At 46.3% G+C, this 23059-nt stretch carries 19 protein-coding genes; 11 read left to right on the top strand and 8 right to left on the bottom strand.

Features of this window, described 5'->3' with window-relative positions; all coding sequences use genetic code 11:
* The first annotated feature begins 168 nt into the window (after window positions 1-168).
* Window positions 169-507, top strand: coding sequence for a P-II family nitrogen regulator (locus tag IBX48_RS05135; RefSeq protein ID WP_029935583.1), 339 nt, complete (start codon window positions 169-171; stop codon window positions 505-507).
* Between the two features lie 20 nt (window positions 508-527).
* Window positions 528-1775 carry an ammonium transporter gene (locus IBX48_RS05130; protein WP_296831478.1) on the top strand — a complete coding sequence of 416 codons (1248 nt, stop codon included), beginning with the start codon at window positions 528-530 and terminating at the stop codon, window positions 1773-1775.
* A 52-nt stretch (window positions 1776-1827) separates the two neighbouring features.
* Here IBX48_RS05130 and IBX48_RS05125 read toward each other — a convergent pair whose 3' ends face one another.
* The gene (locus IBX48_RS05125; RefSeq protein ID WP_296831476.1) at window positions 1828-2304 is read right to left on the bottom strand and encodes a helix-turn-helix transcriptional regulator; all 477 of its coding nucleotides are present in this window, start codon (window positions 2302-2304) and stop codon (window positions 1828-1830) included.
* A 281-nt stretch (window positions 2305-2585) separates the two neighbouring features.
* Between IBX48_RS05125 and IBX48_RS05120 the strand changes: the two genes are divergently transcribed.
* The gene (locus tag IBX48_RS05120) at window positions 2586-3920 is read left to right on the top strand and encodes a hypothetical protein (RefSeq protein WP_296831474.1); all 1335 of its coding nucleotides are present in this window, start codon (window positions 2586-2588) and stop codon (window positions 3918-3920) included.
* A 140-nt stretch (window positions 3921-4060) separates the two neighbouring features.
* On the opposite strand, the gene IBX48_RS05115 is transcribed toward IBX48_RS05120, so the two are convergent.
* On the bottom strand, window positions 4061-4489 hold the full coding sequence (locus IBX48_RS05115; RefSeq protein WP_296831473.1) for a hypothetical protein: 429 nt from the start codon (window positions 4487-4489) through the stop codon (window positions 4061-4063).
* A 70-nt stretch (window positions 4490-4559) separates the two neighbouring features.
* Here IBX48_RS05115 and IBX48_RS05110 point away from each other — a divergent pair, with 70 nt between their 5' ends.
* The 4 genes from IBX48_RS05110 to IBX48_RS05095 all read left to right on the top strand — a co-directional run bounded on the left by IBX48_RS05110 (window position 4560) and on the right by IBX48_RS05095 (window position 9751).
* The gene (locus IBX48_RS05110) at window positions 4560-5348 is read left to right on the top strand and encodes a flagellin (protein WP_296831471.1); all 789 of its coding nucleotides are present in this window, start codon (window positions 4560-4562) and stop codon (window positions 5346-5348) included.
* A gap of 132 nt (window positions 5349-5480) precedes the next feature.
* A complete protein-coding gene (locus IBX48_RS05105; RefSeq protein ID WP_296831470.1) occupies window positions 5481-6128 on the top strand; it encodes a 2OG-Fe(II) oxygenase in 648 nt (215 codons plus the stop codon).
* Between the two features lie 166 nt (window positions 6129-6294).
* Complete coding sequence (locus IBX48_RS05100; protein WP_296831467.1) at window positions 6295-9063, top strand: valine--tRNA ligase; 2769 nt, start codon at window positions 6295-6297, stop codon at window positions 9061-9063.
* A complete protein-coding gene (locus IBX48_RS05095) occupies window positions 9041-9751 on the top strand; it encodes a TIGR04211 family SH3 domain-containing protein (RefSeq protein WP_296831465.1) in 711 nt (236 codons plus the stop codon). Before IBX48_RS05100 ends, IBX48_RS05095 begins: the two co-directional genes overlap by 23 nt.
* A gap of 200 nt (window positions 9752-9951) precedes the next feature.
* On the opposite strand, the gene IBX48_RS05090 is transcribed toward IBX48_RS05095, so the two are convergent.
* The 6 genes from IBX48_RS05090 to IBX48_RS05065 form a co-directional block, all read right to left on the bottom strand.
* Complete coding sequence (locus IBX48_RS05090; protein ID WP_296831463.1) at window positions 9952-10677, bottom strand: DsbC family protein; 726 nt, start codon at window positions 10675-10677, stop codon at window positions 9952-9954.
* A gap of 21 nt (window positions 10678-10698) precedes the next feature.
* Window positions 10699-11601, bottom strand: a complete 903-nt coding sequence (gene xerD, locus IBX48_RS05085; RefSeq protein ID WP_296831461.1) for a site-specific tyrosine recombinase XerD — start codon at window positions 11599-11601, stop codon at window positions 10699-10701.
* Window positions 11602-11729: 128 nt separating this feature from the next.
* Complete coding sequence (locus IBX48_RS05080) at window positions 11730-15062, bottom strand: efflux RND transporter permease subunit (protein WP_296831459.1); 3333 nt, start codon at window positions 15060-15062, stop codon at window positions 11730-11732.
* A 2-nt stretch (window positions 15063-15064) separates the two neighbouring features.
* Window positions 15065-16162 carry an efflux RND transporter periplasmic adaptor subunit gene (locus IBX48_RS05075; RefSeq protein WP_296831457.1) on the bottom strand — a complete coding sequence of 366 codons (1098 nt, stop codon included), beginning with the start codon at window positions 16160-16162 and terminating at the stop codon, window positions 15065-15067.
* A 20-nt stretch (window positions 16163-16182) separates the two neighbouring features.
* A complete protein-coding gene (locus IBX48_RS05070; protein WP_296831455.1) occupies window positions 16183-17511 on the bottom strand; it encodes a TolC family protein in 1329 nt (442 codons plus the stop codon).
* 183 nt (window positions 17512-17694) lie between these two features.
* Complete coding sequence (locus IBX48_RS05065) at window positions 17695-18324, bottom strand: alpha/beta fold hydrolase (protein ID WP_296831453.1); 630 nt, start codon at window positions 18322-18324, stop codon at window positions 17695-17697.
* 72 nt (window positions 18325-18396) lie between these two features.
* Between IBX48_RS05065 and IBX48_RS05060 the strand changes: the two genes are divergently transcribed.
* From IBX48_RS05060 to IBX48_RS05045, 4 genes are all read left to right on the top strand, one after another.
* Entirely contained in the window at window positions 18397-19545 is a 1149-nt protein-coding gene (locus IBX48_RS05060) for a 4-phosphoerythronate dehydrogenase (RefSeq protein WP_296831451.1), read from the top strand.
* 162 nt (window positions 19546-19707) lie between these two features.
* Window positions 19708-20280, top strand: coding sequence for a DUF302 domain-containing protein (locus IBX48_RS05055; RefSeq protein ID WP_296831450.1), 573 nt, complete (start codon window positions 19708-19710; stop codon window positions 20278-20280).
* A 453-nt stretch (window positions 20281-20733) separates the two neighbouring features.
* Window positions 20734-21999 carry an outer membrane protein transport protein gene (locus IBX48_RS05050; protein ID WP_296831448.1) on the top strand — a complete coding sequence of 422 codons (1266 nt, stop codon included), beginning with the start codon at window positions 20734-20736 and terminating at the stop codon, window positions 21997-21999.
* 216 nt (window positions 22000-22215) lie between these two features.
* Window positions 22216-23037, top strand: a complete 822-nt coding sequence (locus tag IBX48_RS05045) for an SDR family oxidoreductase (protein ID WP_296831446.1) — start codon at window positions 22216-22218, stop codon at window positions 23035-23037.
* Window positions 23038-23059: the final 22 nt, after the last annotated feature.

Below are 23059 nucleotides of genomic sequence, written 5' to 3'. Positions count from 1 at the left end.
AAATCATGGTTTTATTTTACATAAATTTATATTAACCCATTGTATTTAAAACACTTTATACAAAAAGGCACAACTAACGCTATATACAGATGAAACTTTTTTTCAACACGGGTCTTAAAAGAGGGGCTAAACGCCTTTAAAACAAGCCCTAAATGGAGGTTACTAAGTATGAAACTTATAGTGGCAATAATCAAACCTTTTAAGCTGGACGACGTTCGCGAAGCCCTGCACGACATTGAAGTGCACGGCATGACCGTAACAGAAGCAAAAGGCTTCGGTCGCCAAAAAGGTCACACTGAAATTTATCGTGGTGCGGAATATGCCATCGAATTTCTTCCCAAAGTACGCCTAGAAATCGCCATTAGCGATGACAAGGTCGACACGGCGATTGAAGCGATTGGCAATGCCGCGCGCACCGGCAAAATCGGTGACGGCAAAATCTTTGTGATGCCGATCGAACAAGCGGTACGTATCCGCACTGAAGAAACCGGCGATGTCGCTCTTTAATTAATAGAAGGAATAATGTGATGGAACAAGTAATCGAACTCAGTTACGCGCTCGACACCTTTTACTTCCTCATGGCGGGGGCACTCGTTATGTGGATGGCGGCGGGCTTTACCATGCTCGAAGCCGGGTTAGTGCGCAGTAAAAACACCACAGAAATCTTAGCGAAAAACGTAGGCTTATTTTCAATTGCCAGCTTGATGTATATGTTGGTGGGTTACAACATTATGTACGGCGATGGCCTTAACAGCGTGATTCCAGGCCTAAGCTTCTTACTAGGTGCAGATAACACCACTGCCGCTGTGGTAGCAGGTGGTGAAGATGCGCCTTATTATTCAAACCTAGCTGACTTCTTCTTCCAAGTGGTGTTTGTTGCCACAGCGATGTCGATTGTCTCAGGTGCGGTTGCAGAACGTATGAAACTGATGTCGTTCTTCGCATTCGTGATCGTGATGACGGCGGTTATCTACCCAGTACAAGGTTACTGGACTTGGGGTGGTGGTTTCCTTGACGAGCTTGGTTTCTCTGACTTCGCAGGCTCTGGTATCGTTCACATGGCTGGTGCCGCGGCCGCGTTAGCAGGTGTACTCGTACTCGGTGCTCGTAAAGGTAAATATGGTGCAAACGGTGAAGTACGTGCTATCCCTGGCGCCAACATGCCTTTAGCGGCTTTAGGTACCTTTATCCTTTGGTTAGGTTGGTTTGGTTTCAACGGTGGTTCGCAACTGCAAATCTCAACCGTTGAAAACGCCAATGCCGTCGCCATGATCTTTGTAAACACCAACTTAGCCGCGGCCGCTGGTGTAATTGGCGCGATGATTATCTCTCGCATCATGTTCGGTAAAGTTGACTTAACCATGATCTTGAACGGTGCGTTAGCGGGTCTAGTATCCATTACAGCCGACCCATTATCACCTTCGCCTTTATCAGCCGCCGTGATTGGTTTTATCGGTGGTATGTTAGTGGTATTCGCGATCATAATGATGGACAAGAAGTTTAGAATCGATGATCCCGTTGGTGCGATCTCAGTTCACGGTATCGTCGGTATCTGGGGCTTAATCGCAGTCGTATTCAACAATGCAGACGCAACCATTGGCGCACAGCTAATCGGTATTGTAGCGATCTTTGCTTGGGTATTCATTGCCAGCTTAATTGTATGGTTCGCCATCAAAGCGGTGATCGGAGTACGTGTTAGCGAAGAGCAAGAGTACGAAGGTCTAGACCAATCTGAGTGTGGCATGGAAGCCTACCCAGAGTTTGGTAAAAAATAAGACGGATTCGTCTCTCACTTAAAACCAACCCCGCCTTGGCGGGGTTTTTTGTTTATTTATTATTTTCTTGATCCGCGTCAGGTTTAAGCAACTCATTCAAAAAGTAAGCCGCTAATTCAGCACGCCCATGAAATCCAGCTTTTCGATAAACAGAAACCGAGTGTTGACGCACCGTCCCCTCCCCACGATGACAGTATTCCGCAATCTCTTTTATGCTTTTGCCTTTTATCAGCATGATCGCAATGCGTTTCTCGGCTTCGGTTAAATGCCAGCGCTCAAACTCAGCCTCAATTGTTTGCTTTAAGCCATCGACATATTGCTGCAAAAGTTCATTTGTATGGCGCTCGTTAACGCATGCAGCATGCCATTCGCGAATAAAGTAAAGGGCCAAAATCACTATCCCCGCATCCAGTATTAAATGCGTGAAACTTGAACCACTAAACAGATCCATTACAAGGTCGCCCACACTGAGCAGAATCAATAATAAAAACAAAAAAATCATCCGGGGGTAGGTTTTAAATCGCTTCACAACACATCCATCCTTATTAAAATTATTGCTACATGCCAGCCCAAAAGGGCCATAACCATTACAGAACTCTTGCCAAAAAACTAATAAATCAAAACGATAACAACACAAGTCATACATATGTTAGGGACTTATAACATATGCATAAGAAATGTACCAACTCACATAACCTTACATTTGCAGTGTATACAAGATCGACTAACTTCACCTAAGCTCATCATCAAGCTATCTAACGGATGGTCATCTTTAAACGCAGAAAAAGCATCAAAATAAGGAAGTTGAAAATGATTAAAACCAAACTATTCGGACGCAACCTGTCAATGGGGCTTATGTCCTTAGCGGGCTTTGCAACCGTAGGCCTTACTCTTACCCCTCCCAGCGCAGAAGCGGCTCCCGCTTTTGCTCGGCAAACCGGCATGCAATGTGTAGCCTGTCACAGTCAAGCTTTCCCGGCCATCAATGCATTTGGCCGCGCATTTAAAGCCAGCGGTTACACCATCATGGGCGCACAACCAAAGATTGAAGGTAAAGATATGTCTTTACCGAGTACATTTAATGCGTCAGTTATTACCAAACTGCGTTACACCCAATCTAACGGCAATACCAACGAAGGTGCGGATGCGGGCCAAATTGAGTGGCCAAACGAAGCAGCGCTCTTATTGGGCGGCCGCGTATCCGAAAATATTGGTTTCATGATTGAGGCTGGCTTTGGTGGCCCGGTAGGTGGCGAAACATCATTTAACCTAAATGATGCAGATACAGATGGAAATCTAACAGCTGAAGTCGAGGGCGACTCGAACACCTTCTTAGGTTCAAAAATACACTTTAATGTCGCCAAAGTTGGTGCTACCCAACTCAGTATCATTCCTTTTTCTACCGATGCATTAGGGGTTGGTTATGGCCTAGAGCTTCTGAATACTGGCGCAACCCGTGCTCAACGCCCAATTGAAGACCGCACCGCCATGAGTGCATCGCAAGCGCTTGGTTTAGGAGCGGGTGAAGCCACCGGTATTGCATTCGCAGCAACCAATAGTAAATACTTTGTTAACTACACCGCTTGGACCCCAGGATTCGGTGGTGAAAATATGGATGTAGGCACCAGCTTTGGTAGCTATTTACGTGCCGCTTACATGCCTCGTATAGGTTCATGGGACACCGGCTTTGGTTTCCAATATTTAACCGGAACGATAAAACAAGCCGCAGGTAAAGATGACTTCGGTGTAAAACAGTTTGACGAACTGGTCACCGATGGTTGGGTGATTGATGCGCAAGCCGACGGCCAAGTCGGCGGAAAATCTGTGACCGTTTTACTCAGCACCGGTAGCGCTAAAGCGGGCCACATAAACAATGGCAATCCTAATGATTCGACGGCCACAGCTTTACTGCTTCAGTATGGCCTTTTACCAAACAAAGCCAATGCTTATATTGCTCACCGCCTGATGGATAACGGGGCTGCTACAGACAATAAAGCAAACAAAACTACGGTTGGCTTTATGTATCTACCTTCTCAAAACTTACGGTTAGAGCTTTCCCATGCAATGGAAAGTGGGTCAGCGGTTGATGCACGCGAATCAAAACTTACTGGTACAACCATGCTTCAGCTGTTTGCTGGTTTCTAATCAGCTCCTCCTCCGCGTAGATAATGCGCCCTGCTTCTAACGGTTCATGCTGCTTTAAAGGCTTGATTAGCCACTCTCTTGGGTGGCTTTTTTTATAGATTATTCCGAAAAACGGGATCTGGGCACCTCGAAACAAAAACTTACAAGTTTCGGATCTTATAAAGCAGTTGGAGCAGACGCAGTTTTAAACTCGGCTTCACCTCAATCGGATGGCGAAACTCCAACACAACCGGTTGTTCATTCGGGTTGGCTAAGTCGTGATTTGGCCAGTCTAAAATATCATCCAACTCAAACCCAGTATCCATCGCCACCAGTTGCCATGGTAATTCACGATCACGTCCAACCGCATGCGCCCCCTGCTGATCAAATGTAATGGGCCACTTGGCATCCACCACCACTTCTTTAGCCTTACCCGACTCCATCCAAATTCGAACTATTTCGTCTTTTTGTAACAAAGTGCCATAAGGTAAAAACAAATATTGCGCATTCAAATTTGTGACCGAATAATCCGTTAAAGGCGCACCGTCCGAAAACTGAAAATTGCAAAAACCCTTTCCACAACAAGACATTAGCTTTCCTTTGAATTTTTAAAAATTAAGCGTATTATAGAGCTACGGAACAAAAATTCTTAGGAGAATAATGATGAGCGTCGATTCTATTAACAGTGTAGGTTCGCCTTATAGCCCTTACAACCCAACCAACACCAGTTTAACCACTGGCCAGCAAATTAACCGCTCAGCGGATAACGCTGCAGGATTAGCGGTGGTAACGGGCATGACCACCGAAATCATCGGTCAATCAGTTGGTATGCGTAATGCAAATGACGGCATGTCTTTATTGCAAACAGCCGATGGCGCTACGCGTGGCATGACCAACAGTATTCAGCGTATGTATGAACTGACTATCCAATCCATGAATGGAACCCTAAGTGCATCGCAACGTAATATGCTAAATACTGAATTCCAACAACAAATGGAAGAAATTAACCGAACAGCCGCCACCACTAAGTTTAATGATATTTCATTGCTAGACGGCTCAAACCCAGATATTCAGATTGCCTTAGGTGACGACAGTAAAAGCAACCTAACTATGCCGACCTTAACCAGTGACGCGCTTGGCTTAACGGGTATGGACATTAGCAACCCGGCTAATGCGGGTGCCGCAGCAGAAGCTTTGTTAAATGCTACTGACTTGTTGAGTGCCAGCCAAGCCAATTTTGGTGCACAGCAAAACGGTTTGTATTCAGCCGTATCGAGCATGGCCATCAGCCAAGAAAATAGTTATGCCAGCCGTAGCCAAATTCTGGATACTGACATGGCACGTGCATCAACCAATAAAGCGCGTAATGATGTGTTAATGCAAGCCAGCATTATGATGCAAGCGCAAGGTAACCAAGACAAATCGAATGTCCTCCAGTTGCTAGGTTAACTCTTATTCCTAGCCTTTAAGCGCTTTCTATTGAAAGCGCTATATTTTTTTAACCCTCCCCACTCTCAAACACTTGCAAACCACCAGGCCTGGTCGCATAATTCGCGCATTCACTTCGGCAGGAACCCGCCCATGCAACCCCTGTTTTTTGATCAAACCCAGCTAGACGTTGCTATCGACAACCTGGTCGAAAAAGGTTGGCATATTTGGCCCAACGCCATTGATCCACAACTGTGCTTAACTTTACTGCATGAGATTGATCAGCTTGATCAACAGGGCGAGCTCCAACAAGCCGGCATTGGTCGTGGTCAAGAACACCAGCTTAACCAACGTATTCGACGCGACAGCATTCATTGGCTTGAACGTAACACTCCCGCGCAAGCGCAATATCTCGACTTAATGCAACAATTGCAACTTGAACTTAACCGTCAACTGTTTCTTGGTCTGTTTGAATACGAAGCCCACTATGCACTTTACTCTCCCGGCGACTTTTATAAAAAACACTGGGACAGCTTCCGTGGTGCCGCCAATCGAATGGTCACCACGGTGGCCTACTTAAATCCCGACTGGCAAGGCCACTGGGGCGGTGAATTGGTGATGTATGCTGAACAAAACAACCACATCATCGGCCAAGTTACGCCAGAAATCGGCACACTGGTGTTATTTATGAGCGAACAAGTGCCACACGAAGTCAAACCCACCCAGCACCCACGCGCCAGTATTGCGGGTTGGTTCCGTTTAAACACCTCCATCGCTGGACAACTTAACCCGCCGAGTTAAACCCAACCAATTAGCATGCCGTTCCTAAAACTTCATGATCTTCGTGTCCTTCGTGGTTAAAAATTAAGTCACGCTTCCTCTCGGTTTGTATTGCATTCCCTCCCACCAAAAGCCTTTGGCTTGCTATAATTAATCCTATTTTTTAAACAGAAACGAACAACACCTTATGGAAAAGCATTTCGACCCCAAAACAATTGAAACCAAGTGGTACCAAACTTGGGAAAACGCCGGCTACTTTGCGCCCAACCAAGAAAGTGATCAAGCGCCCTATTGCATTATGATCCCACCGCCGAATGTGACCGGCAGTTTACACATGGGGCACGCTTTCCAAGACACCATTATGGATACTTTGATTCGTCTAAACCGTATGCAAGGTAAACCCACCCTTTGGCAACCGGGCACCGACCACGCTGGTATTGCCACCCAAATGGTGGTAGAACGCCAACTCGCGGCAAAAGGTTTGAGTCGTCATGATGTGGGGCGCGAAAAATTCATTGAAGAAATTTGGAAATGGAAAGCTGAGTCCGGTGGCACCATCACCCAACAGCTTCGCCGTTTGGGTGCATCACCAGACTGGAGTCGTGAACGTTTTACAATGGACGACGGTTTATCCAACGCGGTTAAAGAAGTGTTCGTTAAACTGCATGAAGAAGGTTTAATTTATCGCGGTAAACGCCTAGTTAACTGGGATCCGGTACTACACACCGCCGTGTCAGATTTAGAAGTTATTTCCGAAGAAGAACAAGGCAATCTTTGGCACATGCGTTATCCGTTAACAGATGGTTCCGGTCATCTTGTAGTGGCGACCACCCGTCCAGAAACCATGTTAGGCGATCAAGCTGTTGCGGTGCACCCAGAAGACGAACGTTATCAAGCCCTCATCGGCAAAACCATTACCTTGCCACTTGTTGGGCGTGAAATTCCGATTATTGCGGATGATTATGTTGATCCAGAATTCGGAACCGGTTGTGTAAAAATCACCCCCGCCCACGATTTCAACGACTATGAAATGGGCAAACGCCATAATTTGCAGATGCTTAACATCTTCACCCAAGATGCGGCGATTAATGAAGAAGCACCGGAAAAATATCAAGGGTTGGATCGTTTTGCCGCGCGCAAGCAGATCATTGCAGATTTAGAAGCCTTGGATTTAATGGAAAAAATCGAACCGCATAAACTCATGGTGCCACGTGGCGACCGCACCCATGCGGTGATTGAGCCACTACTAACCGACCAATGGTATGTCGCGGTAAAAGAACTCGCGAAACCCGCGATTGACGCGGTTAAAAATGGCGACATTGAGTTTGTGCCCAAAAACTGGGAAAACACTTACTTTGAATGGATGAACAATATCCAGGACTGGTGCATTTCGCGCCAAATTTGGTGGGGGCACCGCATTCCGGCTTGGTACGATGACCAAGGCGGCATATATGTAGGCCGAGATGAAGCCGAAGTGCGTGCCAAACATAACTTAGGCGACCGTGCGTTACGCCAAGACGATGATGTGCTTGACACTTGGTTTAGCTCGGCCTTATGGACCTTCTCAACACTTGGTTGGCCGGAAAAAACGCCGGAGCTGGAAAAGTTCCACCCAACCTCGGTATTGGTCACAGGCTTCGATATTATCTTTTTCTGGGTCGCGCGCATGATTATGATGACCTTGAAGTTCACCGGCCAAGTGCCTTTCAAACAGGTTTATGTGCATGGCTTGGTTCGCGACAGCGAAGGCCAGAAAATGTCTAAATCCAAAGGCAATGTGTTAGACCCAATCGACCTAATCGACGGTATTGACTTAGAAACCCTAGTCAATAAACGCACCAGCGGTTTAATGCAGCCAGAAAAAGCCGCCAAAATCGAAAAAGACACCCGCAAACAATTTGCCGACGGCATTGCCGCCTTTGGTACCGATGCGATACGTTTCACCTTCGCCTCCTTGGCCTCTACCGGGCGCGACATTCGCTTCGATTTAAATCGCTGCGATGGTTACCGCAACTTCTGTAACAAACTTTGGAACGCCACGCGTTACGTATTAATGAATACGCAAGGTTTTGATACCGGGGTGGACGAATCCAAACCTGTCGAATTATCCCTGGCTGATCGCTGGATTGTATCGCGCCTACAAACGGTTGAATCCGAAGTGGTTCGCCATTTCGAACAGTATCGTTTTGATTTGGCCGCCAACCTAATTTATGAGTTCACTTGGAACGAATACTGCGACTGGTATTTAGAACTATCGAAGCCAATTTTAAACCAAGATTCATCTGACGCTGCCAAACGCGGTACTCGGCAAACCTTAGTGCGTGTGCTCGAAACTCTATTGCGTTTAATGCACCCGATTATGCCGTTCATTACCGAAGAAGCTTGGCAAGCCGTCGCGCCTTTGGCCGGCAAACACGGCGATACCATTATGTTGCAAGCTTATCCGCAAGCCGATAACAGCAAAATTGACCTTTCGGCGGAAGCCGAGCTGGATTGGGTTAAACAGTTTATTATGGGTGTACGCCGAATTCGTTCAGAAATGGACATCGCGCCTAGCAAAGCCCTGCCGGTCTTATTAAGCAAGGTATCCGAGCAAGACCAGGCCTGGTTAGACCGCAATCGGTTATCCTTAATGACACTCGCCAAACTGGCATCAATCGAGATCCTAACGGATGCCAACCAAGCCCCGGAATCGGCGATGGCACTCGTGGGTGAAATGAATATTCTGATCCCAATGGCGGGACTAATTGACAAGTCTGCTGAATTAGCTCGCCTCCAAAAAGAGATTGATCGTTTAAAAAACGAACAAAAAAGATTGGCTGATAAGCTAAATAATGATAAATTTGTGGCCCGAGCGCCGGCAGAAGTTGTTGCCAAGGAGCGCGAAAAACTGCAAGATATAGCCAACGCCTTGACTAACCTGGAGCAACAAAATGCCAAAATTCAACAGCTTTAAACGATTTTTACCTATTGTCGGCTTAGCCGTTATGGTCCAGCCCATGTGGTTAATTCCGTCTTTAGTTCAAGCTGAAGAATACACGCATTATATTAGCGACAGCATTCAAGTGCCTTTGCGCCGTGGCGCGGGTAACGAGTTCCGCATCATTCGTATGCTCGAAGCCGGCAGTCCGATTAAGGTACTGGAAGTAGGTGATTCGAACTGGTCACGCGTTGAATATATGCATAACGACACCGCATTAGATGGTTGGGTAAATAAAATTGCGATTCAAAATGAAACCCCGGCCAAAATTTTATTAACCGAACAAACTCAACGTTTGGATCGCCTAAACAATCAACACAAAGCCTTACAAGCTGAACATGACGAATTAAAAAGCCGTGCCTCTAAGGTCAGTCAAGAACTAGAAACCATCAAACAAGAAAAATTTGAACTCGACAAAGAGTTTGATCATTTGACCAGTATCTCAGGTGGTGCGATTCAGTTAGATCAACAAAATCAAGAAATGCATCGTTTGATTAGTGATTTGGAATCGCAAAACGTGATTATGCGTGAACAAATTGCGCGTGCTGAAGATACCGTCAAACGTCAGTGGTTTTTAGCTGGCGCAGGTGTATTGTTAGCCGGTTTGTTACTAGGTCGTTTCTTTAGAATCCCGAAACGTCGCGGTAGTTGGGATAAGATTTAAACCTGACCCCCTTTAAAATTTTTCCCATAAAAAAACCAGGCCTGGTGCAACCACCAGGCCTGGTTTTTTTATGACTCATATATTTGAACAAATACTCAATGAATATCAAGGAAATTCACCCCATCCATACAAATCATCTTTAACGCATTTGCGCAAGGTCGTTTCGACTCAGCTTGCGCTTAACGGCGCGTTCTCAGAATTTATTGCAATAGAGCTGGAATCAATTCTTCCGCTGGTACATAACCCGGCACCATATTACCATCTTCAAAAATAATGGTTGGCGTGCCATTAATTCCAAATAACTGTGCTTGCATCATATGATCTTTCACAGGGTTCGCACAATTTTTAGAGGCCGGGTTGGCGCCTTGTTTAGCTTGATCCATCGTTTTAGCTCGATCATCAGCGCACCAAACTGACACCATTTTCTGATAACTTGGTGTATCCACGCCTGACCGCGGGAAAGCCAAATAACGCACCGTAATACCTTCGGCATTTAACTTAGGCACGTCTTTATGAAACTTCTTACAATAAGGGCAATCGATATCCGTGAATACTGTGATTGTGGCTTTAGTCTTACCTTTAGCCGGGAATTCAATCATCGATTCCGTCGGAATCGCGTCTAGCGTTTGCTTGCGCGCGGCATTTTTAGCTGACTCGGTTAAATTTTCGCGCGTAGCCAACTTAATCAAATTGCCGTTAAACAAAAATTCGGTATCCGCCGTCATGTAAATCACATTTGGCCCGACAATCACTTGATACAACCCCTCAACCGGTGACGCGCTAATTTGAGCCGCTGGTGCATTCGGAATGATTTCATTTAATTTTTGCTGAATTTTATCGGTGGTGGTGTCCGCCATCGCAATGTTGAAACTTAATGCACCAACAACCAGGCCTGGTAATGCCTTTTTCAATACTATTTTAAACATATTTATCCTATTCTTAATAAATTAGCCGCGCGGATGATGTTGCTGATGTAGCGACTTTAATCGCTCTTTTGCCACATGCGTATATATTTGGGTCGTCGACAAATCACTATGGCCCAGCAACAACTGCACACTGCGTAAATCCGCGCCATGATTAATCAAGTGCGTTGCAAACGCATGCCGCAAACCATGAGGCGATAGTTTACCAGTGATACCCGCGATTTGGGCAAGATTATGAATCCGGTGCCAAAGTGTTTGACGTGTCATAGTGCGTCCAATGCGCGATACAAATAGGGTTTCGACCCACTTTTCACCTACCAGGCCTGGTCGTGCAATTTTTAAATAACGCTCTAACCATTCACTGGCATACTCCCCCAATGGCACAATGCGTTCCTTGTTGCCTTTACCCGTCACCATTACTAATCCGGCCGATAAATTGAGCTGGGATAAAGGTAAATTTACCACTTCGGACACACGTAATCCGCTGGCATACATCAACTCCAAAATCGCGCGATCTCGCAAACCTAAATCGGTGGCGGTATCTGGTGCTTCCAATAAATCATTAATTTGAGATTCACTCAACACACTCGGAATCGCCGCCGACACCCTTGGGGTTTTTAATAAATCACACGGATTAATCGACAACCAGGCCTGGTCAATCGCAAACCCATACAGGCGCTTAAGTGACGACACCAACCGCGCAATCGAGCGATCTTGCCGTCCGGCGGCTTGTAGGTATCGAATATAACTTTGTAAATCATCTCGACTAACCTGTAGCCAATCCGCTGACTCCAGTTCACCCAACCAACGCGCAAATTGGGTCAAATCCGTGCGATAAGCCGACTGCGTATTGGCGCTTAAACCTTCCGACAATAATAAATGTTCTAGAAATAACGCCAGGGCGTCTTCAAATTTAATCGATTCCATAAACCTCATTTCACTCTAGGCGAACAAATTAAACTCATTAAACCACACTCTGGCTCTCTCTGTTAGCACCAAAACCCAGCCACAAAAAACCCCACCGAAGCGGGGTTCATTAAAGCGCACTAATAAAATTAGTTCGGTTGCAGATCTTTAGCGATCTTAGGTTTGTCTTCCTGACCTGGGCTCGACGGATAATACGTCTGCCAAATGAAATACATCAACGGAATCACCAACAAGGTCAATACAGTTGATGAAATCGTACCAAAGATTAACGCAATCGCTAAACCACCAAATACCGGATCCGTGATCAGAATCAAGGATGCAGTAATGATCGCTAACGCCGTCAATAAAATCGGACGGAAACGCACCTTACCGGCCTCAATCACCGACTCACGTAAGCCTTTGCCTTCACGACGATACTCTAAGATAAAGTCGATCAACAATAACGAGTTACGCACCACGATACCGGCCAAAGCAATGACGCCGATCATCGAGGTCGCGGTAAATGCCTGACCCAATAACCAATGACCTGGGAACACGCCGATCATGGTTAACGGAATCGCCCCCATCACAATCACCGGTACCATAAACGAACGATAATAACCCACCAGAATTAGGTAGATAAAGATCAACGCCACGATAAACGCCGAACCCATATCGCGGAATACATCCAATGTCAGACGCATTTCGCCGCCCCACAACAGGGTGTAATCCGTCACGTCTTTCGGCTGGGCTTCGACAAAGCCTAGGTTAGCTGTATTAAACGCCACGCCTGACTCTGGCAGGGTCACGCCATCTAACATCTTATCCAAAGTTAAGACCGCATAAACCGGGCTAGAGCGTAGCAATTCGCCACCAATCATCACCATCGAATGCTGATCACGTCGCATAATTGGCTTTTCCAGCACACGCTCTTTAATCGTCGCTATAGACGATAAAGGCACCGCGTCACCTGAAAAGGAGTTCACTCGTAAATTAAGCAATTGCTCAGGCACGGTGCGCTCCTCACGCGGTAAACGCACGATGATATTGACCGGCTCACGCACGTTATCCAAGTGCATATAACCCAGTTCATAACCATTAATATAGTCGCGCAACATTTTGCTCACCAACGCCGGGGCTATGCCCAACAGGTTAGCTTTTTCACGGTCAATATTAATTTCGTAACTGCGCACATCGCCGGTCACTGAATTATCGATATTGATCATGCCGTAGACTTGCTCGTACTTTGCCGTAATTTCATTCGCGGCCGTACGCAACACGTCATAATCCGGGCCATAAAGCTCCGCTAGAATTTGTGATGCGACCGGTGGCCCTGGTGGGGTTTCATAAATTTTTACATTGGCCGCCGGAAAATCTTCGCGCACCATCGCAAAGTTCTCATGTAACAACTGCGCGATTTCATGTGAACTTAAACTGCGCTGACCTTTATCTTGTAGATTCACTCGAATTTGTGCAAAATCCGATCCCTGCTTAATTAAATCGCCACGCACTAAAGCGGCAAAATCAATCGGAGCCGGTGCCCCTAAGTAAACGGTGTAATCATTTACATACGGCGTTTTTGACAAAATGTCACCGACAAAACGCACCACACGATCCGTCGCTTCGGTGGCCGTGCCCGCTGGCATATCCACCTGCACCAAGAAGGTATTAGTGTTATCAAATGGCAGCATTTTTACTTCCACACCCGCTTTATGTAACGGATTATTCATGCCGTCATCCCGAATAAACTGCAGAGCCGGTTGTAACATCGCCGCCATCAAACTCACCAAAACCGCACCTAAGAAAATATTACGTTTGGTGCGACTTTCAATCATCGGCACAATAGTTTTAACGTATAAACGTTGCATCCAGTCTTCTTTTTCAACGTGATGCGACTCTAAACTTTCACGGCGCTGCATTTCGGCAATCGCCTTTTTGCCCAACCAACGATAAGACGCATAAGGCACCAAAATATAAGCGATTAACAAGGAAGCAATCATCGCGATCGGCACGTTAAACGGAATCGGAGCCATAAACGGCCCCATCATACCGGTTACAAACATCATTGGAATAAAGGCTAAAATAACCGCCAAGGTCGCCACGTTAGTTGGATTACCGATTTCGTTGGTAGCACGAATCAAGAGCTGGTCAAAGTTTTTCGGATCAAAGCCCTTGTGAATATGCCGGTGAATATTCTCGATGACCACAATCGCGGCGTCTACCAACAAGCCTAGCGATAAAATCAACGCAAACAAGGTAATGCGGTTCATAGTTTGACCAAACAACAGCCCTACCACCAACACCACAAATAAAATCAACGGCACGGTTAAGGTAACAATCCCGGCTTCGCGCCAGCCCAAAAAGATCATTAAAATAATCACCACCGAGGCAATCGCGATACCCAAGTGTTCAATCAACGTATTAACCGCTTGGTTCGCCATTTCGCCGTCGTTACGTGTTACCACAATCTCAACATCACTTGGCAACATGCTGACTTTTAATTCTTCAAGCTTTTCTAGCACTGCATTCGATACCGTCACCGCATTGGTGCCAGGCTTTTTCGCAATGGATAAGGTCACCGCAGGATATTCACCACGTTTACTTGCATGTGCCGCCATACCATAACCAATTCGCGTATGCACATCGGTTTCCATCGGACCATCTTCAATGCGCGCAATATCACGCAAGAAAATGGGTTGGCCTTTATCCGCGCCAATAATAATGCCACCCACTTCTTGTGCATTACCTAAATAACCATTCACACGTACTGGATGATTAAGGTTATTATTCACCAAAGAACCCACCGGTAACGACACGTTACTGCCCAGCAACATGTCGCTGATATCGTCCAGCGACAAACCCGTCATGGCAATTTTTTGCGAATCTAGCCAAACATTCACCGCACGTTGCTGGCCACCCATCACCTCAGTAAACGACACGCCGGGCACATTACGTAACTGCTCGATCAGTTTCAAACTGATATCGCGTAAATCAAACCCACCTAAACGCTCAGACGTTAAAGCCAAGGTTAAAATCGGTACATCATCGACATTAATCGGTTTAATAATTGGCTGCTGAGTATCCGGCGGCATGCGATCCATGTTCTGCATCACCTGGTTATAGACCTTTACCAAACTATCAACCTGGCTCTCACCCACCTTAAACTGAACCGTCACCACACCAAAATCGCTGGTCGCATAGCCATAGGTGTTTTCAACGCCTGACAACGCATTCATAATGGTTTCAAGCGGTTTCACCACCATGTTATTGACTTCGTCGGGCGTTGCACCGGCCTTCGGCACCATAATATTAGCCGCCGGTACCACAATTTGCGGATTGTATTCACGCGGGGTGACAAACAAGGCCAACATCCCAGCTAACAACACCGCAATCATTATCATCATGGTAATTTTGGAATGGATAAACATCTGTGCCAGCTTGCCGGCCATGTTTAATTTAATCTCTTTTTCCTCATACGCCATGTTTAGGCTCCTGTTTCAGAATTCGCAGACGTTAAGATCACTTGATCGCCATTCACCAGGGTTTGATTGTTAGAAGTCACAATCACTTCATCCATATCCAACCCAGCTTGTACTTCATATTGGCCATTTTTTGTCATGCCAATTCGCACCATGCGGAACTGCACATAGTTATCGGCAGTCACCACAAACACGCCTTCGATCCCACTGCGATTAACAACGGCTGATTCTGGGATTAACAGGGTTTGACGTTCACCGCGCTTAAACTCAATACGTGCAAATGTACCTGAGTTCACGTTATTGACTTCTGGCAAACTCAACTTCAGGTTATGCCCACGTGTTCTTGGGTTGGCCGCTGAAACTAATGAGTAAATCTCCGCCACTAATGGTTCTTTCTGACCATCGACCATCACCATCGCGGTATCACCCACTTGCAACTGGGCATATAAATCCTGCGACACCTCTGCTTCCACACTCAATGACTTCAGATTTTCAATGATTACCACCGGGTTACCCGGTGCGGCCAAATCACCCGCCACCGCCATTTTCCGCACAATCACCCCATCAAACGGCGCACGCACGTTGGCATAATTTAATTGCGATTCCGCTTGCTCTAAACCCGCTTTAGCCGCCGCTAGGTTTTCTTGCGCGACACTGTATTGCAAACGAATCCCGTCAAACTGCTGACGCGACACCGACTCTTCTTTATACAATTGTGAGAAACGTTCAAAGTCGGCTTTCGCATTTTCTAACGCCGCCTGAGCTTGCAAATAACCGGCACGCGCTTGTGAAATTTGGCTTTGAATGTCTTGCGGATCAATCGAGAATAATAAATCACCGCGTTTTACACTCTGGCCGACTTCAACCGGAATGCTGCGAATATACCCCATCAAACGTGACGCAATACGCGCTTGCTGATCCGGCACCACTGAGCCCGGCACATGCGATACCATCGGTACGCTACCAAAACTCACTTGATGCGTGGTAACTTCATACTTCGCCACATCATAAGCCGCTTCTTGTTGGGTATCTGACGAACAGCCGCTAACAGCGAATAACGCCGCGATCACACCCGTATTTAATAACATCCACATCGGTTTCATAATTTCTATCCTCTAATCGATTACATTTGGTCCAAGTGCATACGGCCTGTTGCCAATCGCAATTGCGCTTTTTGTATATTCATTGCATATTCTGCATTTGCCAGCTCGGCGCGTGCTTTGTCCAACTGAGCCTGACTCGCCAACACTTCCGTCATGGTCGATACGCCGGTTTCATAACGGCGCGCAATCAAGCTTTGGGCTTCGGTGGCATAATTTACTGCGGCTTGGTTAGACTCAACTTTTTTTAACTCGTTTTGATACTGACGCCAAGACCTAAGCAGGTTCAAACCCACCGATTGTTCTTCGGCTCGCAACTGCGCTTCCTGCCCTCTGGCGGCCGCATTGGCTTGATCGACCACGCGCCCGGTCACACCAAAGTCGGTGATTTTCCAAGAGGCCACCGCCGCCACCGTATAAGAACTGGCGTTAAAGCCCAACTCATTGTCGTTCCAATCGTGGCGTGCCATTAAATTAAAGCTCGGATACAAATCGGCACGAGAACCTCTAACCGCCGCGTGGCTGGCTTTAACTTGCTGGCGCATGGCTTGCAACTTAGGATTTGCATCCAACGCCATTTGCGTCATCTCCTCAACATTCTGACTTGGCAAATCAATATTGACTCGACCCGCTACATTTAATGGCGCATTCGCGTCCATGCCCATTAACGAACGCAAACCATCTAGCGCCATTTGTTCATGGTTTTTAGCTTGCTCTAACATTAATTCCGCTTCGGCTTGGTGCGCTTGTGCACTCAATAACTCCGAACGCAAAACCACACCCTGCTGTACCAAATTACGTGTGGTGTTCACATAAGCATTCGCCGCTTTCAGCGCTTGTTCCGCGACCTGAATAAACGAACGCGCCGCATGCACACCCTCGTAGGCTTCATACACATAATAAGTCAACATTTGCTGTACCGCGACATCGCCTTTTTGGGCGGCTTCTAACATCGCGCCGGCTTGGTTTTTCGCGCTCGAAATTTTGCCGCCGTTCCAAATAGGCAATAGCATTTCAATGCGGGTATTAAAGTCAGTGTAGCTCCCTGGCTTGTTAATTTCGGTCACCGCAAAATCGGTATTAAGCACTTCTTGTTGCTGCAACTTCATGCCAAATACATTTAAAGGGTTATTCGAGTTGGAGGCGGTAAAAGACAAATTAAACTGCGGTAAACGGCTCAGGCTGGCCTGGCTTAAGGCGGCTTGCGCTTGGTCAATTTGTGCATGACTTTGATCGCGTTGCGGGTTTTGCGACAAGGTATTTTGCACGCTGGTTTGAAAATCAAGGGTTTGCGCCGTTACCAGGCCTGGTAACGCCACGGACATAGCCAAAGCTAAAGTTCGTAATTTCATGCGTATTTTTCCTTTAGAAAATAGCTAACCAACTGATAAAAATCTAGGATTTCACCAGAATATAGTCAGGGTTTTTTCTTTTCAAGCACATTAGAATATAAGAAATTACTAATATTATATATGAACTCACATATAAGTAAAACCTTATAAGCCAATAAATTTTTCTAAAAGTTTGCGCAAAGCTTACTCAATCGCCAGGTTTACCACCTTTTTTAACCACAGCAATTCACCATGAAAATAATGGCTTGCGCCTTCGCGCCAATACACATCTGGCCGATGATCTAAACCGCGCATCCAGTTAATCACTTTATGCGGCGGCACCACTTCGTCTTGCCCGCCCTGCACCAAATGCCATCGTAGACTCTCAGGTAAATCCAACTCGCCAAAATCATATAAATTCACCGGTGGCGCGACCGTGATTAAGTGGCTGGCTTGCAGCGTTTTGGCTTGCATCACACTCACATAACTGCCAAACGAAAACCCGGCTAATGCCAATGGCAAATCACCAAACATGCCTTGCGCCCAAGTCACCGCCGCCGCCAAATCCGTTTGTTCACCCTGCCCATGATCATACGAGCCTTCACTGCGACCTACCCCGCGAAAGTTAAACGCCAAGGTTTGCCAACCCATTTGCGCAAACGCGCGCTCCATGGTGGTGACGACTTTATTATTCATGGTGCCATCATATAACGGGTGCGGATGGGTCAACACCACCAGGCCTGGTGGTCGTTCTCCCGGTTTAACCCGCCCTACTCGGCACTCTATTGACCCCGCCGGGCCATCAATCAAAGTCGATTGCGTTTTTTGAAACATGCGTTATCCTTTTGCGATATATCCTTGCCCATTGCGCACCAGGCGGCGGGCGACCCATTTATGGAGCTTAGTATGACACAAAAAACCCTGATTATTGATGATGCAATTCCTTATGCCCAAGCCATGTTTGCGCACCTAGGCGATGTAAAACTCGTGCCCGGTCGCGATATTGATGCCAACCTTGTTAAACAAGCCGATGCCTTAATTGTACGTTCACGCACCCAAGTAAATGCCGATTTACTACAAAACAGCAGGGTAGAATTTGTCGGCAGCACCGTGGTGGGGTTGGATCATATTGACCAGGCCTGGTTGTCGCAACGCGGCATTCGGTTTTATTCCGCCCAAGGCTGCAATGCCAATTCGGTGGCGGAATATGTCATCAGTGCGTTATTGGTGTTAGCCGAACAGCATCAAATCGATTTATCGCAACAAACCTTAGGCATTATTGGGGTGGGTCATGTTGGCCAATTATTGCAGCAAAAAGCCCGCGCGTTAGGAATACGCTGTTTATTAAACGACCCACCACGCCAACAAACCGAAGGCGATGCCGCGTTTACCGAGCTCAATGATTTACTCCAACAAGCCGACATTATTAGTGTGCACACCCCTTTAACCAAAAGTGGCGAATTTACCAGCTTAGACTTATTAAGTGCTCACAATATGGCGTTAATTAAACCCAGCGCCATCGTTATTAACGCGGCACGCGGCGGCATTATTAACGAGCAGGCCTGGTGCCAACTCAACAATCGCGCAAATGTAATTGACTGCTGGCAAAACGAACCTAATATTAATGCTGACCTGTATGCCAAAGCCGATATCGCGACCGCGCATATTGCTGGCCATTCGCTCGAAGCCAAGGTCGCCGGTTCAGCGATGGTGTATCAACAACTCTGCGAGTTCTGGAAAATCGCGCCCCAAACCGACTGGCAACGCCAACTACCGCCCGCGCCACTCGCCTTAACAGCACCTAGCGATTCAAACCCTCAAACCGCCTTGGCGCACATCCTCAAACAAGCCTACGATATTGTGGCGGATGATCACGCAATTCGCAGCAAAAGTGTAAAGAATGTGCAAAACCAATTTGAATTACACCGCCGCCAATACCCAATTCGACGTGAATGGTGCCAACATCAACTCCCGCCAAGCCATCAAAAAAAACTGGATAAAACCCTGAAAGCGCTTGGTTTTCAGCTAATTAGCGCACAAATTAGTAACCGCTAATATTAGGGGATTAGAAAACACTAATAAAATTTTATTATTACAGGCCAAAAAAATTGACTTTCTCTTTTGCTAAATATAAGAGTAATCTTATTTCCGAAATCAAGAAAGCGTCACTTTTTGTGCACTTTCGATTAGAAAATCAAATTTAAAGGATGACCTTACATGAAAACCATCACCATGCTAAAAGTTGGCTTTTTAGCCGGCCTAATCGCCTTGATGTCAGGCTGCGGCACCATCAAATCAGCCGGCAACCTAGAAGAAGGCGCTTGGGGCACCTTCAACGAAATTTGGGATCGCTGGGTTGAAAGCGAAGGCGACATCGGTTGGGCGGTGGTTTGGCACCGTAAAGTAAACGATGACCTGGAACTACAAGACGTAATCGACAGCATCAACGACGTAGCGGTACAAACACCTGGCTTAATGAACGTGGGTGAACTACCTTTATCGCAAGAATTGAATGCGCGTGGCGTAGAGTCGGGTGTTATCCACATCATTTCAGCTTGTAACCCAGAAACCGCACGTCATATGCTAGACTTCAGCCCAGCTATGTCGGCTTTCCTACCTTGCCGTGTGGCGATTGTACAACAGGAAGATGGTTTACACCTTTACACCATGAACATGGACATGATGGTGAAAATGGGCAAAAAAATGCCACCCGAGTTAAAAGAACTCACCATGGACGTACGTAACGCAATCTGGACAATGATGGAAAACGGCGCAACTGGCGCATTCTAATTTGACCCTAACGCGTTAAATACCTAAAAACCACCACGCCACCAGGCCTGGTGGTTTTTTTATGCCTAAATCAAAACCATGTATCATACTGCGCCACGCGAAACATCTTGCCCTCCTACCGAACCCTCCAACTTCAAGATTCAGGCTGCGCGCTGTTTTATATTTCCTCGGCTTCATGTCTTCGTCCTCGCTCAAGAATGGCATGCGGGAGGTTGCCCTGCAAACACACGTTAACCATCAAAAATACCTATACCCTTATACGCATTTCAATATAAGGATTTCATTGTATTATCAAAAACTTATGTTGTATTAATTTAATAAATACCCCATAAAGTTTTTTGAATTATCTTTTTTATTTTAATTAAGCGATAGTAATGTCCAACGCAGGATGTGACCTCGCGCTACAAAAAATAAAGTCTTAAATATAAAAGATCACTAAAAAAGGATATTCAAATGAAAAAAACCAAAATTGCTTTGGCAATCACCGCCGCCGTCATGGTTTCTCAACCCGTTCTAGCGACTAACGGCGACCACCTAATTGGTTTAGGCGCACAAGCCCGCGCATTAGGCGGCACAGGCGCGGCGGCATTCTTCGGCTCTGAAAACGCCCTCACCAACCCAGCCTTGATCGGTAAAATGCAAGGCACCGAATTTGCGATTGGTGGCACTTTGTTTAAGCCGGATGTAACGGCTGAAACAAATGTGGCATCTGCACCAGGCACAACTGCTAAGCAAACCAGTGATGCCGATACCAACATTATCCCTGAAGTATCAATGGCCACCCGCATCAATGAAAACCTAGTCTTTGGTTTAGGTATCTATGGTTCGGCCGGTATGGGTGTTGATTACCGTGACAACGGTGGAGCACCTGATGGTGGTGGCTTATTTAATGGTTATAGCAATTTACAAATTATGAAGTTTGCACCTACTTTAGCCTATAACACTGAACAATATGGCATTGGTTTCGCTCCCGTTATTCAATACGGTTCTTTAGATCTTAATTACAATTACGGTGGCACAAATGTTGGTAATGGCATGTCAACTGATCTAGGTTATGGCTTTAACCTAGGTGGTTATTTTGATGTCACACCTGAATTAACCCTTGGTTTAGCCTACCAATCAGCTATCAATATGAAATATAAAGATCAAGTTTCTAGAGCAGCCGATGGCTTTAATCTACCTGCGTTTGGCGTAAACTTTGGTGATGAACTAGAGCAACCCGCTGAATTAAAAATTGGGGCGGCTTATACCATGGGTAACATGATGTACACCGCTGACTTTAAGCAAATCTCTTGGGGTCAAGCCAAAGGTTACAAAGACTTTAACTGGGAAGACCAAAACGTCTTCGCCCTTGGTGCTAAGTATTCAGGCAATGGTTATTGGGCTGGTGTCGGTATTAACCACGCAGAAGACCCTATCAAAAAAGTTGACGATGGTACTTATGCAGGACAAGCAACGGACTTATTCAACAACCACTTCTTCCCGGGGATTGTAGAAACCCACTTTACCTTTGGTGGTGGTTATGAGCTCACTAACCGCATGACATTAGAAGGTGCCATTGTATATGCTCCTGAAGTATCAAAAACTATCAAAACTGGTCACGTAAGTGCTGCTTCCGCTCTTGGCGCTGGTTATGATGGCACACAAGACTATGGCACTGAACACGAAGTTAAACACTCTCAAATCGGTTATACCGTTTCATTGCGTATGAATTTCTAAAAAACCTTGTAACAAACGCGTGTTTCGGCACGCGGTGTTTTCCTCCTAATAAGAGCTTTAGCCAGACATTGTCTGGCTTTTTAGTTTTTGGCTTTCGCCACCAGGCCTGGTGGTCGTAAAAATTTCCACCTAAAAACCGCGCGCACATCTTTTCTATTGATGCAAACTTGTGCATACTACACGCAAAATCCACCCTCACTTTTTTATAGGGACGTTATGGCGAAAATACTCATTGCTGGCTGTGGTGACATAGGTTGTCGTTTAGGACTCGAACTAGCGGCTGATGGCCACGAAGTTTATGGTTTACGCCGAGATGGCGACAAAATTCCGGATAGCATGACGGCGATCAGCGCCGACTTAACCAGTGAGACATTAAACCTGCCCAGCGGATTAGACACGGTGTTTTATACCGCCGCCGCAGGTAAATATAACGACTTTGCTTATTATCAAGCTTATGTCGCGGGGCTAAAAAACCTATTGCAGGCGTTAAAAGGCCAAAAGTTGAAACACTTGTTTTTTACCTCCAGCACCTCGGTATTTAGCCAAAACGATGGCGAATGGGTAACTGAAGACAGTTTGGCGGAAGAACATAACTTTTCGAGCCGCCGTTTATTAGAAGGTGAAAACCTAGCTTTAGCTTCTGGCTTTCCAGCCACGGTGGTGCGCTTTGGCGGCATTTATGGCCCAGGACGCACCCACATTATCGATTTGGTGATGAAAGGCAAAGCACAGTGTATGGAAGACGTTTACAGCAATCGTATTCATACCGACGATTGTGTGGGCATTTTTAAACATTTGATGAGTTTGGATAAAACCGATGCGCTGTATATTGGCGTAGACAACCAACCCACCCAGTCGTGTGAAGTGTATGAATGGTTAGCCGAACAATTGAGTGTCGGTTACATTGAACACACCGAACCCACCGAAAATAGCCGCACCATGCGCAGCAATAAACGTTTATCCAACGCCAAAATCCGCGCCAGCGGTTACGAGTTTAAATACCCAACTTATCAGGAAGGTTACGGCAGTTTGATTTAACGCAACCCATAATGACATGCGT

The sequence above is a fragment of the Thiomicrospira sp. genome, from assembly GCF_014859555.1.
Lineage (GTDB): Bacteria > Pseudomonadota > Gammaproteobacteria > Thiomicrospirales > Thiomicrospiraceae > Thiomicrospira.
The sequence above is the reverse complement of the archived record's forward strand: the minus strand, read 5'-3'. Positions and strand labels throughout refer to the sequence as shown.